At 66.1% G+C, this 13,415-nt stretch carries 15 protein-coding genes; 2 read left to right on the forward strand and 13 right to left on the reverse strand.

Features of this window, described 5'->3' with window-relative positions; all coding sequences use genetic code 11:
• Positions 1–84: 84 nt before the first annotated feature.
• From rplS to ffh, 5 genes are all read right to left on the reverse strand, one after another.
• Positions 85–462: a 50S ribosomal protein L19 gene (rplS, locus tag RKE25_RS16895; RefSeq protein WP_311839259.1), complete on the reverse strand. Its 378-nt coding sequence runs from the start codon at positions 460–462 to the stop codon at positions 85–87.
• Positions 463–512: 50 nt separating this feature from the next.
• A complete protein-coding gene (gene trmD / locus RKE25_RS16900; protein WP_311839260.1) occupies positions 513–1,268 on the reverse strand; it encodes a tRNA (guanosine(37)-N1)-methyltransferase TrmD in 756 nt (251 codons plus the stop codon).
• A 33-nt stretch (positions 1,269–1,301) separates the two neighbouring features.
• Positions 1,302–1,817 (reverse strand): ribosome maturation factor RimM, encoded by a 516-nt coding sequence (gene rimM, locus RKE25_RS16905; RefSeq protein WP_311839261.1) that lies wholly within the window; start codon positions 1,815–1,817, stop codon positions 1,302–1,304.
• Between the two features lie 2 nt (positions 1,818–1,819).
• Positions 1,820–2,077 (reverse strand): 30S ribosomal protein S16, encoded by a 258-nt coding sequence (rpsP, locus tag RKE25_RS16910; protein ID WP_311839262.1) that lies wholly within the window; start codon positions 2,075–2,077, stop codon positions 1,820–1,822.
• Positions 2,078–2,213: 136 nt separating this feature from the next.
• Positions 2,214–3,593, reverse strand: coding sequence for a signal recognition particle protein (gene ffh, locus RKE25_RS16915; RefSeq protein WP_311839263.1), 1,380 nt, complete (start codon positions 3,591–3,593; stop codon positions 2,214–2,216).
• A gap of 94 nt (positions 3,594–3,687) precedes the next feature.
• Here ffh and ccsA point away from each other — a divergent pair, with 94 nt between their 5' ends.
• Positions 3,688–4,485: a cytochrome c biogenesis protein CcsA gene (ccsA, locus tag RKE25_RS16920; RefSeq protein WP_311839264.1), complete on the forward strand. Its 798-nt coding sequence runs from the start codon at positions 3,688–3,690 to the stop codon at positions 4,483–4,485.
• A 16-nt stretch (positions 4,486–4,501) separates the two neighbouring features.
• On the forward strand, positions 4,502–5,110 hold the full coding sequence (locus RKE25_RS16925; protein ID WP_311839265.1) for a glutathione S-transferase family protein: 609 nt from the start codon (positions 4,502–4,504) through the stop codon (positions 5,108–5,110).
• A gap of 37 nt (positions 5,111–5,147) precedes the next feature.
• Here RKE25_RS16925 and RKE25_RS16930 read toward each other — a convergent pair whose 3' ends face one another.
• The 8 genes from RKE25_RS16930 to RKE25_RS16965 all read right to left on the reverse strand — a co-directional run bounded on the left by RKE25_RS16930 (position 5,148) and on the right by RKE25_RS16965 (position 13,287).
• A complete protein-coding gene (locus RKE25_RS16930) occupies positions 5,148–6,836 on the reverse strand; it encodes a hydrogenase maturation protein (RefSeq protein ID WP_311839266.1) in 1,689 nt (562 codons plus the stop codon).
• 185 nt (positions 6,837–7,021) lie between these two features.
• Positions 7,022–8,401: a DNA repair protein RadA gene (radA, locus tag RKE25_RS16935; protein ID WP_311839267.1), complete on the reverse strand. Its 1,380-nt coding sequence runs from the start codon at positions 8,399–8,401 to the stop codon at positions 7,022–7,024.
• 77 nt (positions 8,402–8,478) lie between these two features.
• Positions 8,479–9,567: an alanine racemase gene (gene alr / locus RKE25_RS16940; RefSeq protein ID WP_311839268.1), complete on the reverse strand. Its 1,089-nt coding sequence runs from the start codon at positions 9,565–9,567 to the stop codon at positions 8,479–8,481.
• 344 nt (positions 9,568–9,911) lie between these two features.
• Entirely contained in the window at positions 9,912–11,306 is a 1,395-nt protein-coding gene (locus tag RKE25_RS16945) for a replicative DNA helicase (RefSeq protein WP_311839269.1), read from the reverse strand.
• A gap of 230 nt (positions 11,307–11,536) precedes the next feature.
• Positions 11,537–11,986 (reverse strand): 50S ribosomal protein L9, encoded by a 450-nt coding sequence (gene rplI / locus RKE25_RS16950; RefSeq protein ID WP_311839270.1) that lies wholly within the window; start codon positions 11,984–11,986, stop codon positions 11,537–11,539.
• A gap of 104 nt (positions 11,987–12,090) precedes the next feature.
• Positions 12,091–12,321, reverse strand: coding sequence for a 30S ribosomal protein S18 (gene rpsR / locus RKE25_RS16955; protein ID WP_131150740.1), 231 nt, complete (start codon positions 12,319–12,321; stop codon positions 12,091–12,093).
• 16 nt (positions 12,322–12,337) lie between these two features.
• Positions 12,338–12,769 (reverse strand): 30S ribosomal protein S6, encoded by a 432-nt coding sequence (gene rpsF, locus RKE25_RS16960; protein WP_311839271.1) that lies wholly within the window; start codon positions 12,767–12,769, stop codon positions 12,338–12,340.
• 191 nt (positions 12,770–12,960) lie between these two features.
• Positions 12,961–13,287, reverse strand: a complete 327-nt coding sequence (locus RKE25_RS16965; protein WP_311839272.1) for an iron-sulfur cluster assembly accessory protein — start codon at positions 13,285–13,287, stop codon at positions 12,961–12,963.
• Positions 13,288–13,415: the final 128 nt, after the last annotated feature.

Below are 13,415 nucleotides of genomic sequence, written 5' to 3' on the forward strand. Positions count from 1 at the left end.
CTTGCACCGCCTTCCATCCGCGCAATAGAAAAACCCGCGAATGCCGAGCATTCGCGGGTTTCCGGGTAAATCGAAGAAGCTGGATTACTCGCCCTTCGCCTTGGCTGCAGTAGCGGCGGCGATGTCTTCCTTGATGCGGGCAGCCTTGCCTTCCAGGCCACGCAGGTAGTACAGCTTCGCGCCACGGACCTTGCCCTTGCGCTTCACCTGCACCGATTCGATGGCGGCGCTGTGCGACTGGAACACGCGCTCCACGCCGGTGCCGTGGGAGATCTTGCGCACCGTGAAGGCGGAGTTCAGGCCGCGGCTGCGCTTGGCGATCACGACGCCTTCGAAGGCCTGCACGCGCTCGCGGTTGCCTTCCTTCACCTTCACATTGACCACCACAGTGTCACCAGGGCCGAATTCCGGCAGCTGGCGGGTGATCTGCTCGGCTTCGAACTGTTCGATGATCTTGTTCATGGCAACACCTATCTGATTTCAATGGCTGCGGTTACTGCTAGGCCGCATCGTTAGTTTGCCGCGTCGCGCTGAGCGTGTTCGCGGCGGAATTCATCCAACAACGCCCGGGATTCCGCATCCAGCGTGCGTTGCACCAAGAGATCCGGACGCCGCAGCCAGGTCCGCCCCAGGGCCTGCTTCAGGCGCCAGCGGCGGATCGCCGCATGGTCACCGGACAGCAGCACTTCCGGTACGTCACCCAGTGCATGACGCACCGGCTTCGCGTAGTGAGGGCAATCCAGCAATCCGTCCGAGAACGAATCCTGTTGCGCCGACTGCGCGTCGTTGAGCGCCCCTTCCTGCAAGCGGCCAACGGCATCGATGATCACCGCCGCACCCAGCTCGCCACCGGACAGCACATAGTCGCCGATCGACAGCTCTTCGTCGACCTCATGCGCCAGTAGACGCTCGTCCACACCCTCGTAACGCCCACAGAGCAAAGCGATTCGCGGCAACTTCGCCAGCGCCTCCACCCTGCCCTGCGTCAGCCTCGCACCTTGCGGGCTGAGGTAAATCACGTGCACCGGCTCCGGTGCCGCCTCGCGCACGGCCTGGAGCGCCGCGCGCAGAGGATCGATCAACATCACCATGCCGGGCCCGCCGCCGCAGGTGCGGCCATCCACGGTACGGTAATTGTCAGCGGCGTAGTCGCGCGGATTCCAGGTTTCCACCTGCAACAACTCGCGCTGCTGGGCGCGCCCGACGACACCGACGGCGGCGCACTGGCGCACGAAGTCGGGAAACAGCGTGACGACGTCGAAGCGCATGACCCTCAAACTCCAGCTGCGGCGGAACCGCCGTCAGAATTCAGGATCCCAGTCCACCACCATGCGTCCGCCGGACAGATCCACCGAACGCACGTAAGAACCCTGGACGAAGGGAATCAGCCGCTCACGCTCGCCGTCCCTCACTACCACGACATCGTTGGCCCCGGTGGCGAACAGGTGACTGACCCGCCCCAGCACCACGTTTTCCGTGGTGACGACCTCGAGACCTTCGAGATCGACCCAGTAATACTCGTCCTTTCCGGGAGGAGGCAGCTGCTCGCGGGCGACGTAGATGTCCTGCCCCACCAGCGCTGCCGCCGCATCACGACCGTCTATGCCGGGCAATTGGGCGATGAGCCCTTTGCCTTGCGGACGACCCTTGACCCCTTCCACTTCCGTTTCCTCGCCCGGCGCCGCACTGAGCAGCCAGGGCTGGTACCGGAAAATCTGGGTGCGGGGCTCGGTCCAGGATTCGACCTTGAGCCAGCCCTGCACTCCGAACAGCCCGACGATGCGTCCTACCAGGACGCGCCGACCGGCTGCACTCATACTCAGGCGGCAGCCTGCTGCTTGCCGGCTTCCTTCACCAGGGCGGCGACCTTGTCGCTCAGCTGGGCGCCCTTGGACACCCATTCCTGGATGCGCGTGACGTTCAGCTCGAGACGCTTGTCCTTGCCCGAGGCGACCGGGTTGTAGAAGCCCACGTTCTCGATGTTGCGGCCTTCACGCGCGCTGCGCGAGTCGGTGACGATGACGTGGTAGAACGGACGGCCCTTGGCGCCGCCGCGCGAAAGACGAATCTTGACCATAAGTAAAAAGCTCCGGAATCGCCGGCTGCGCCGGCAGCACGCCCGGGCACGGGCGCGGTAAACGCGGCATTTTAGAGAGAAAACCGCAAAAAGGGAATAGGCGGCGCGCTCGTCGACGGCACGCCCGCCACCCCGCTCAGCGCATGGGCGGCAGGCCGCCCATGCCACCCATGCCCTTCATGGCGCCGCGCATCTGGCGCAGCAGCCCCTTGCTGCCGCCCTTGGACAGCTTGGACATCATCTTTTCCATCTGCATGTACTGCTTCAGCAGGCGATTCACGTCGGCCGGCTGGGTGCCCGAGCCGCGGGCCACGCGGGCGCGGCGGGAGCCGTTCAGCAGGTCAGGGTGGCGACGCTCCTTCTTGGTCATCGAACTGATGATGGCCACCATCCGCTTGATCTCGCCGTCGTTGACCTTGGACTTGACGCTCTCGGGGAGGCCCGAGACGCCAGGGAGCTTGTCCATCAGGCCGGCCAGGCCGCCCATGTTGGACATCTGCTCGAGCTGGTCGCGCATATCGTTGAGATCGAAGCGCTTGCCCTTGATGACCTTCTCGGCCAGCTTCTGCGCCTTTTCCTGGTCGACCTTGCGCTCGACCTCCTCCACCAGCGACAGCACGTCGCCCATGCCCAGGATGCGCTGCGCGACGCGATCCGGGTGGAACGGCTCCAGGGCGTCGGTCTTTTCGCCGGCGCCGAGGAATTTGATCGGCCGGCCGGTAACGTAGCGCACCGACAGCGCGGCGCCACCGCGAGCGTCGCCATCGGTCTTGGTCAGCACCACACCGGTGAGCGGCAGCGCCTCGGCGAAGGCCTTCGCGGTGTTGGCCGCGTCCTGGCCGGTCATCGAATCGACCACGAACAGGGTCTCGACCGGAGTGATCGCGGCGTGCAGCGCCTTGATCTCGGCCATCATGGCCTCGTCGACATGCAGGCGGCCAGCGGTGTCCACCAGCAGCACGTCGACCACTTCACGGCGGGCGGCAGCGATTGCGCCCTTCGCAATGTCGACGGGATTCTGGCCCGCCTCGGACGGGAAGAACTTCACGCCCACCTGCTCGGCCAGCGTGCGCAGCTGCTCGATGGCGGCCGGACGATAGACGTCGCAGCTCACCACCATCACCTTCTTTTTCTTGCGCTCGGTGAGGAAGCGGGCCAGTTTCGCGACGGTGGTGGTCTTGCCCGCGCCCTGCAAGCCCGCCATCAGCACCACGGCCGGCGGCTGCTGCGCGAGGTTCAGCTCGCTGTTGGCGGTGCCCATCACTGCGGTCAGCTCGTCGCTGACCACCTTCACCAGGGCCTGGCCCGGGCTCAGGCTCTTGAGCACTTCCTGGCCGACGGCGCGCACCTTCACGCGCTCGATCAGTGCCTGCACCACCGGCAGGGCGACGTCGGCCTCCAGCAGGGCGATGCGCACCTCGCGCAACGACTCGCGGATGTTTTCCTCGGTCAGGCGGCCGCGGCCGCGCAGGCGGTTGACGGTGGCGGAGAGGCGTTGGCTGAGCGACTCGAACATGGCGGAGTACGGCGAGGGGAAAGTGGCCAAGTATAGCGGAGAGCGCTTTGACCGCATTCACCTGCCACGAGGGGCTGTGAGACACTCGCGCGCCATGGCTATCCACCTCCTCTCCCTGCTCGCGATCGCGCTCTACCTTGCCGCAGCGGGGGGATTGGCTCGACCGCTGCTGGGCGGCGGGCAGCCGCTGAACAAGTCCGCCCTGGGCCTGGCCGGCATGGCGGTGCTGATTCACGCAGGCATTCTGCTGGGCATCCATCGCGGCTCGGTGGATCTGCATTTCTTCGCCGCGCTATCGCTGGTTGCTTGCGTGGTCTCGGCGTTGACCTTGGTGGTCAACGTCACGCGCCCCGTCGCCGCCCTGGGCGTGATCGTGTTCCCCCTGACGGCACTGCTGCTGGGCGCGGATGCTTATCTGGCTCCCGCCACCGCTCCCTTGACCATGGGCTGGCAGATCAAGCTGCATGTGACGGTGGCCCTGCTCGCCTTCAGCGTGTTGTCGATCGCCGCGGTACTGGCGATCCTGCTTGCCATCCAGGACCGGACCCTCCGGCACAAGCAGTTCGGCACGTGGCTGCGCGCGCTGCCGCCGCTGACCCTGACCGAGACATTGATGTTCCGTCTCATCGGCACCGGCTTCGCCCTGCTCACACTCACCTTGCTGACCGGCGCACTGTTCGTGGGCGATCTGTTCGGCCAGCACCTGATCCACAAGACCGTGCTGTCGATCGTCGCCTGGCTGGTGTTCGGCGCGCTGCTGTTCGGGCGCTGGCGCTACGGCTGGCGCGGCCGCCGCGCGGTAAACCTCACCCTGACCGGCATGGCCGTGCTCCTGCTTGCCTTCTTCGGCACCAAGGCGGTGCTGGAGCTGATCCTGCACCGCACTGCCTGAGCCAAGGAGACCGCACGTGAAGCTGATCGGCATGCTGGATTCCCCCTTCGTACGCCGCGCGGCGATCACGCTGAAGCTCAAAGGCCTGCCGTTCGAGCACCTATCGCTGTCGGTGTTCCGCAACTTCGACGAGTTCCAGTCCATCAACCCGCTGGTGAAAGCTCCCACGCTGGTCGGCGACGATGGCTGGCAGCTGGTCGATTCCACGCTGATCATCGATTGGGCCGAAACCGCCGGCTCCGGGCCCAGCCTGATGCCATCCGACCCGGCGGCTCGGCTGCGGGCGCTGCGCCTGACCGGACTGGCTTTGATCGCCGCCGAGAAAAGCGTGCAGATCGTATACGAGGGCAAGCGCGCCGAGGATCGCCGCGACGCCGGCTGGCTCGCCCGCGTCCAGGGACAGCTGAAGGCTGCCTGCTCGGAGCTCGAGCGCGAGGCGGCCGGAAGCGATGACTGGCTCGTCGGTGATGCGCTCACGCAGGCCGACATCACGACCGCCGTGACCTGGCGCTTCACCCAGCTGATGCAGCCCGAGCTGATCCGGCCGCACGACTACCCGGCCCTGGCCGCGCATTCGGCCCGCGCCGAACAGCTGCCCGCTTTCGTCGAGCTGCCGCCCATCTGAGTGGCAGGCAGAGGCAGCGGCGCCATCCAAACGACACTCAGGCGCGCTCCGCGGCCACGCCCTCCGGAACGATCTCCAGCTTGCGCACGAAAGCGCGGCGCGCCAGGTGATACGCCTGATCCGCACCGAAGAAGTTACGGCGCATCTCGACGAGTTCCTCTTCCGCATACCGCTCGAGCGGTTTGCGGCGTTCGTCCTCCTCGCGCCGCGCCGCCTTGCGAGCCAGCTCTTCGCGCCAATGCCGCAGCTCGTTTCCGGGTGCAAGAATCGCCTCCATCGCCCCCGGCAGCTCGCTTCCCGCCATGACGCCGTCGACGAGGCCGATGCGCCTGGCTCGCGCCGTGCCAAGTGGCTGCAGGGACTCGGTCAACAACCGGGCCGCCGTTTCGCCTACGCGGCGCGGCAGCAGGTACGTCCAATACTCCGAGCCGTATAGGCCGCCCATGCCTTTGTAATGCGGATTGAGCACGATGCCCTCGCGGGCGTACACCAGGTCCGCGGCAAGCGCGAGGATCACGCCGCCGGCACCCGCATTGCCGCGCATCAACGCAACCGTGCGCTTGTCATGCGTGAGCACGATTTCGCGCACTAGTGCATTCATCGCCAGGATGTTGCCCCAGGACGCCTCGGCTGGGTCGCGCGATGCCTCGATCGCATTGAGGTCGATGCCGTTCGACCAGAAATCCTCGCCGCCGCACAGCACGAGAGTGCGGGTCGGACGCGCACGCGCATGACGGTAGGCAGCCAGCAGCCGCTCGAGCGCCTCGGTGCCCATCGCGCCGTTGAGGAAGTCGAAATGCAGATAGCCATTATGACCGCGCTCGCGGTACCGGATCGGCTGCCATGTAGACCCCGAGGGGCGAGCATCCGCGGCCAAGGGAAGCTCGGGCACACCCATCAGACGGTCGGCCAGCACCTGCGCGGCTGGCAGCTTGATGTCGTAACGCGGGTCGTCGGCCGATAGCCCCTGGCGTCGGCGGAGATGGCTGATCCATATCGCGCCATCGGCACAGGCCACGCACACCGCGCCGTCGCGCTGCGCGAGCAGCCGGCCAGGCTTGCCGCGCAACTTCGCTTCGGCATGTACGCCGTACAACCTCGCCTTGACGCCACCGAGCGACGCCAGCAGCCCCGGCGCGCTGTCGGCGGAACGGATGTGGCGCAGCACCTGTTCGACAGGCCCGTCCCAATCGATCTGCCGATCGGACTGCCGGCACGGCGGCCGTTCGCGTCCGCGATGTGGGGACGGCTCGTCGAAGGGTGGACGCTGTCCGCGTTGATATCGCTCCAGCGCCTCGCGGATCGCCACCATCGCTGCGTCGGTGGTTTCCCGCCGATAGATCGCGCTCTTGCTGGCCTCGCGCAGCGGGAATTCGCGATGCGCCAATACCGGCCCGCCGTCCAGCTCGTCGCGCGCTTCCAGCACGGTGACACCCCAGGCGGATGCTCCCTCCAGGACCGCCCAGTCCAAGGCAGAAGGCCCGCGGTCTCCGGGAATGCCCGGGTGCACGATCAGGCACGTATAGCGTTGCCAGACGCTGGCGGGTATCGCCGATTTCAGCATCGGCGCGAGGATCAAGTCGGGTCGGAAGCGCTGCGCTGCGGCTTCCATCTGTGTACCGTCGGCGACTTCCGCGATGTCCAGGTGATGCCCCAGTTCCTCCAGCTCGACCTGTGCGCGCTGGGACAATCCATTGTGACGCGTAGACAGAAACAGGATCCGCATGGCCCTCTCTCCTTGAGTGCGCTGCCTCGCACATGAGCGGCGATGCTGCCAGCGGCCGATGGCCACTTTCATTGATGCACCGCACAGCTTCGAGAGAAGGGCTACGGCAAGAGAACACGCCGCTTCGCTCTTCACCATCCATCGACACGCGCAGTGATTCCGCGATGGTGTCGTAACCAGAGCCGCTACCGGCAGGCGTCGATCGCCTGCGCGAGCCGTTCCACGCCGATCACTTCCAGTTCCCCTACCTTGCCCTTCTTCGGCGCATTCGCTTTCGGAACGATCGCGCGCTGGAAGCCATGGTGCGCCGCCTCCTTCAGGCGTTCCTCGCCGTTGGGCACGGGACGAATCTCGCCGGACAGGCCCACCTCGCCAAAGGCGATGGTCTTTTCCGGCAGGGGACGATCGCGCAGGCTCGACAGCACCGCCAGCAAGACCGGCAAGTCCGCGGCCGTCTCCTGGACGCGGATGCCGCCCACCACGTTGACGAAGACGTCCTGGTCGTAGGCCGCAACGCCGCCGTGCCGATGCAGCACGGCCAGCAGCATCGCCAGGCGGTTCTGCTCCAACCCCAGGGCCACGCGCCGGGGATTGCCAAGCGAGGATTGATCCACCAGTGCCTGCACTTCCACCAGCAAAGGCCGCGTGCCTTCGCGCGTGACCATCACCGCGCTGCCCGACGTGGGCTCGGCGTGCGCGGAGAGAAAGATGGCGGAGGGATTGGGCACTTCGCGCAGCCCCTTCTCCGACATAGCGAATACGCCCAGCTCGTTCACCGCGCCGAAGCGGTTCTTGAAGGCGCGCAGCACCCGGAAGCGGCTGCCTGACTCGCCTTCGAAGTACAGCACTGCGTCCACCATGTGCTCGAGCACGCGCGGGCCAGCGATGCCGCCCTCCTTCGTCACGTGGCCGACGAGGAATACCGAGGTACCGGTCTCCTTCGCGAAACGCGTGAGCTTGGCGGCGGATTCGCGCACCTGGCTCACCGACCCCGGTGCGGCGGCGAGCAGCTCGGTCCAGATGGTTTGGATCGAGTCGATCACCAGCACGCGCGGGCGGGCGGACACGGCCTGCTCGAGAATCCGCTCGATGCAGGTTTCGGCCAGCGCGTGCAACGGACCCAGCGGCAGATCGAGGCGCTGCGCGCGGGCTGCTACCTGGGCGAGCGATTCCTCACCGGTGACGTAGACGCTGGCGAGCTGCTCGCCCAGCTTGCCAAGCATCTGCAACAGCAACGTGGATTTGCCGATACCGGGATCGCCGCCGATCAGTACCACCGAACCGTCGACCAGGCCACCGCCCAGTACGCGGTCGAGTTCACCGATACCAGTGAGCGTGCGCGACTCCGCCGTCAGCGCCACCGACGTGAGCGGCGTGACTCTGGGCGCACCCGCGGCGGCGCCGGCATAGCCCGCGCTGCGGGCGGCACCGGCGGACTTCACCGCCGGCTGCACCACGAATTCGCTGAGCGTGTTCCACGCGCCGCATTCGATGCATTGCCCCTGCCACTTGGAGTGCTCCGCCCCGCAATCGGCGCATACGTAAGCGGTCTTGGCCTTGGCCATGAATATCGGTTCCCGGAAACGCGAAAAGGCGAGCTTAGCCCGCCTTCATCGCAAATCGCGAGACGGCCAGAGCGCGCTCAGCTGTCGTCTTCCACGAACAGGACGCGTCGGGTCATGCCACAGGTCAGGTCGTAAGAGATGGTGCCGGCCTGGGCAGCGATATGCTCGACCGGCAGGCCCGGCCCCCACAGCGTCACCTGATCGCCCACTTTGGCCTGCGGAGCTTCCCGCAAATCCAGGGTGATCAGGTCCATGGACACGCGTCCGATCAGCGGCACGCAACGCTCGCCGACCAGCACCGGCGTGCCGCAGGCCGCGCTGCGCGGATAACCGTCGCCGTAGCCTACGGCGGCCACGCCGACCGGCATGTCTTCGGGGCAGGCCCAGGTGCCGTTGTAGCCGATGCGTTCGCCACGACGAATCCGATTGATCGCGATCAATCGGGTAGTCAGGGTCATCGCTGGGCGAAAACCGAAGTCCGCGCCGGTCTTCCCCGCCACCACCGACAAGCCGTACAGCAACCCTCCGGTACGGACCCAATCGCCACGCGCCTCGGGCCAGCCCAGGACGCCGGCGGAATTGGACAGCGCCCGCGGGCCTTTCAGCCCCGCGACCGCCTCGTTGAAACGGCGAATCTGCGCGGACGTTTCCTCGCCCTCGAAGACCTCCGATTCGGAGAAATGGGTCAGCAGCCCGACTTCCGGATCGATCCCGGGCATGGACGCCAGCCGCGCATGAATGTCGGCGACTTGCTCGGGCGGAAAACCCAGCCGGTGCATGCCCGTGTCCACCTTCAGCCACACGCGCAGGGGACCGCGCGACGCAGAGGCTTCGCTCAGCCAGGCCAATTGCGATTCATGGTGGATCGCCGCGTCCAGCCGCAAGCGCTGCATTTCCGCAATATCGCTCGCCCGATCGGGGCCCGACAGCACGACGATGCGCTGCCGATGTCCCTGGGCTCGCAGGCGCAAGCCATCGCCCTGCGCAGCCACCGCGAACGCATCCGCAGCGCCATCCAGCGCACGCGCCACGCGCTCCAGCCCATGGCCGTAGGCATCGGCCTTGACCACGGCCATGACTTTGGCTGGAGCAGCCATGGCTTTGATGCGGGCCAGGTTATGGCGGAGTGCGCCGAGATGGATGGTGGCGACGGTGGTACGGCTCATGATTCCTTGGCGCGCCGCGGTTCGCGACGGCTTCAACGAGGAAAGGGAGGACGCCGCCGGGGGCGGGCCGGAAGGGCCGGAACGGCTGCGGCAAGCTTAGCATCCGTGCCGATCCCAGGCCGATGCATGCTAGTCCGGCGCGACGCCGGGCGTATGGAGCCATCCGGGCCCCCGCGGGGAAATTCCCGGGCATGGCCGGGTACGGCCGGCGGCTTGCCTGGCCGGTTTGGCTGCAGCATCCAGGACGCGCCGCAGTACCAGCGGCTTATCGGGCATCCAGGTTCGCGCGCGCCCGCAAAGAACGAAGGCGCGGGATCACCGCGCCCTCTTCATCCGTGCACCGGTTACTCGAACGCGCCGACAAACGAATCCGGCGCATAGTTCTCGAACTTGGTGTAGTGCCCAAGGAAAGTGAGCTTCACCGTATCGGTGGGGCCATTACGCTGCTTGCCGATGATGATCTCGGCCAGGCCTTTGTCCGGCGATTCCTTGTTGTAGTACTCGTCGCGGTAGATGAACATGATCACGTCCGCGTCCTGCTCGATAGCGCCGGACTCGCGGAGGTCGGACATCATCGGCCGCTTGTCGGCACGCTGTTCCAGCGAACGGTTGAGCTGTGACAGCGCGATCACCGGACAGTTGAGTTCCTTCGCCAGGCCCTTGAGCGAGCGCGAGATCTCGGAAATCTCCGTGGCGCGGTTTTCCTTCATGCCCGGCACCTGCATCAGCTGCAGGTAGTCGATCACGATCAACCCCAGGCCGCCATGCTCGCGGTGCAGGCGGCGCGAGCGCGAGCGCATTTCCACCGGCGAGAGGCCAGGCGTGTCGTCGATGAAGATCTTCGCGTCGGAGAGCAACGCGATGGCATTGGTGACGCGCGGCCAATCCTCCTCGGCGAGGTCGCCATTGCGCAGATGCTGCGCGTGGATGCGACCGACCGAGGAGATCATACGGAACGCCAGCTGCGACGCCGACATTTCCATCGAGAAGATCGCCACCGCCTTCTTGCCGCGCAACGCGGCAGCCTCGGCGATGTTCACCGAGAACGCGGTCTTGCCCATGGACGGACGCGCCGCCACGATGATCAGGTCGGAAGGCTGCAGGCCCGACGTGAGTTCGTCCAGGTCGGTAAAGCCGGTGGAGATGCCGGTCAGCTGACCGCGGTTTTCATAGCGCTCGGACAGGATGCGGAAGGCATCCTTCACTGCCTCGCGCATCGACACGGTGTCCTTCTTGCCGCGCGCGCCCGACTCGGCGATCTTGAACACGCGTTGCTCGGCGCTTTCCAGCACCTCGTGCACGCTCTTGCCTTCCGGGCGATAGCCGTCCTCGGTGATTTCCGTGCCCGCGTCGATCAGCTGCCGTAGGATCGACTTCTCGCGCACGATGTCCGCATAGGCACCGATGTTGGCCGCGCTGGGCGTCGCATTGGCCAGTTCCACCAGATAGGTCGCGCCGCCCACCAGCTCCGCCAGACCATTGGCTTCGAACCAGTCGCCCAGGGTGACCGCATCGCACGGCATGCCCTTGTTGGCCAGCTCCGTAATGGCACGCCAGATCAGGCGATGGTCTTTGCGATAGAAGTCCCGCTCGCCGAGCCGGTCGGCCACCTTGTCCAGCGAATCGGGCGAAAGCATCAGGCCGCCCAGCACGGCCTGCTCGGCCTCGATGGAGTGCGGGGGTACGCGCAGCGCCTCGATGGAGGTGTTGCCGTGCTTTCGATCTGGGACAAAGGACATCGAGTCTCCTCGCGAAGGCGAGTCCGACCAGCGCGGATCGTCAGCGTCAGAGGATACGCGGCGTTTTCTCATGCGGCGAGACCATAACTCTGTGGATAAGTTGTGGATACCGGTGGATAAAACCTCCGGCGAGGCACTGCCCGGCCGGCACCACCGGGCAAGGCGACGAGCCCCAAAACAAACGGGCGCCCGGAGGCGCCCGTTTGATGCGACACAGGCGGGAGATCGGCTTACTTCTCGCCGACCACCGTCACCTTGACCGTCGACTGCACGTCGGCGTGCAGCGCGATGACCACTTCGAACTCACCGGTGGCGCGGATCGGGCCTTCGCCCTGGATCACTTCGTTCTTATGGACGTCGTGGCCGGCAGCCTGCAGGGCTTCGGAGATCTCGCGCGGGCCGACCGAGCCGTACAGCTTGCCCTCGGGGCTGGCGTTGACGGTGATGGTCACGGCCACGTCGGCCAGCTTGGCCTGGCGAGCCTGCGCGTCGGCCAGCTGCTTGTTGGCCTTGGCTTCGTACTCGGCGCGGCGCTTCTCGAAGCCTTCGAGGTTGGCGGCGGTGGCCGGCACGGCCTTGCCCTGCGGCAGCAGGTAGTTACGGCCGTAGCCCGGCTTCACCTTGACCTTGTCGCCCAGGTTGCCGAGGCCGCGGACTTTCTCGAGGAGGATCAGATCCATGGTTTATTCCTTTTCGTTAGCGCCGGAGAGTGGCCCGGCGCAGCCGTGGACGGTTGTCCGAAGAGTTGAGGAAGCCGCCCGGCGCGAGGCCGGGCGGCGGTCCATCAGACGTCGTGGTTGTCGGTGTACGGCAGCAGCGCCAGGAAGCGCGCACGCTTCACCGCGGTGGCCAGCTGGCGCTGGTAGCGCGCCTTGGTGCCGGTGATGCGGCTCGGCACGATCTTGCCGTTCTCGGTGATGTACTGGCGCAGCGTGTTGAGATCCTTGTAGTCGATCTCCTTCACGTTTTCGGCCGTGAAGCGGCAGAACTTGCGGCGGCGGAAGAACTTGGACATGGCTTAGTGCTCCTGATCAGTCGTCGCTGTCGCGGTCGTTGTCGTTACGAGCGCCGCGGCGGTCGTCACCTTCGCTGTCGCTGTCGTCATCGCGGCGACGCGAGGACTTGGCGTCATCCTTCTCCTTGGACTTCAGGATGAAGGACGGCTCGGTGTCGGCGGCATCGCGCTTGATCACCAGGTGGCGCAGCACGGCGTCGTTGAAGCGGAAGCCCGACTCCAGCTCGTTCAGCGCGCTCTGGCCGACTTCGATGTTCAGCAGCACGTAGTGCGCCTTGGCCAGGTTGACGATCGGGTAGGCCAGCTGGCGGCGGCCCCAGTCCTCGAGACGGTGGATCTTGCCGCCGTCGGCTTCGATCAGCGCCTTGTAGCGCTCGATCATGGCCGGGACCTGCTCGCTCTGGTCAGGGTGGACCAGGAACACAACTTCGTAATGACGCAGGGTCATTGAGGGGTAACTCCTTGTGGATGCGGCCTTTTCGGGCCTGGCAGCCTCCCGCGGAAGGCGATGAGGCAAGGGTCCGCCCGGGCCTTTTTCGCCAGGACAGAAGCGGAATTCTAAACGGTTACAGGGATTTACCGCAAGCAGTCAGCTGCCGCGGATCGGCCGCTGGAGACAGGGCCGGCAGGCGCGCGCCCTCAGGAGACGGTGAAGCTCTCCCCACAACCGCACTCGCCGGTGGCGTTGGGGTTGTGGAACACGAAGCTGGCGTTGAGGCCCTGGCGCTGGAAGTCGATCACCGTGCCGTCGACCAGCGGCAGGCTCTTGGCGTCCACGATCAGCCGCACGCCGTCGAGGTCCAGCGTCTGGTCGTCCGCCGTCACCGTCTCGGCCAGGTCCACGACGTACGAGAAACCCGAACAGCCGGTACGCCTCACCCCGAAACGCACGCCGGCAGCGCCGGGCGTAGTGGTCAGGAAGTGGCGCATGCGTTCGCTGGCGGCAGGAGTGATGCTGATGCTCATGAGATGGCGGTCGGTGCGGCGAAATGACGATCGGAACGTCGCGGTTCGGACGAAGCCTACATTATGATGCAGGTTTGCCCCGAGCGCCGCGGCGCACAGGGGTTTCACCCGATCATACGTGCCAGATG

Origin of the sequence: Dyella sp. BiH032 (assembly GCF_031954525.1) — a bacterium.
Taxonomy (GTDB): Bacteria; Pseudomonadota; Gammaproteobacteria; order Xanthomonadales; family Rhodanobacteraceae; genus Dyella_D.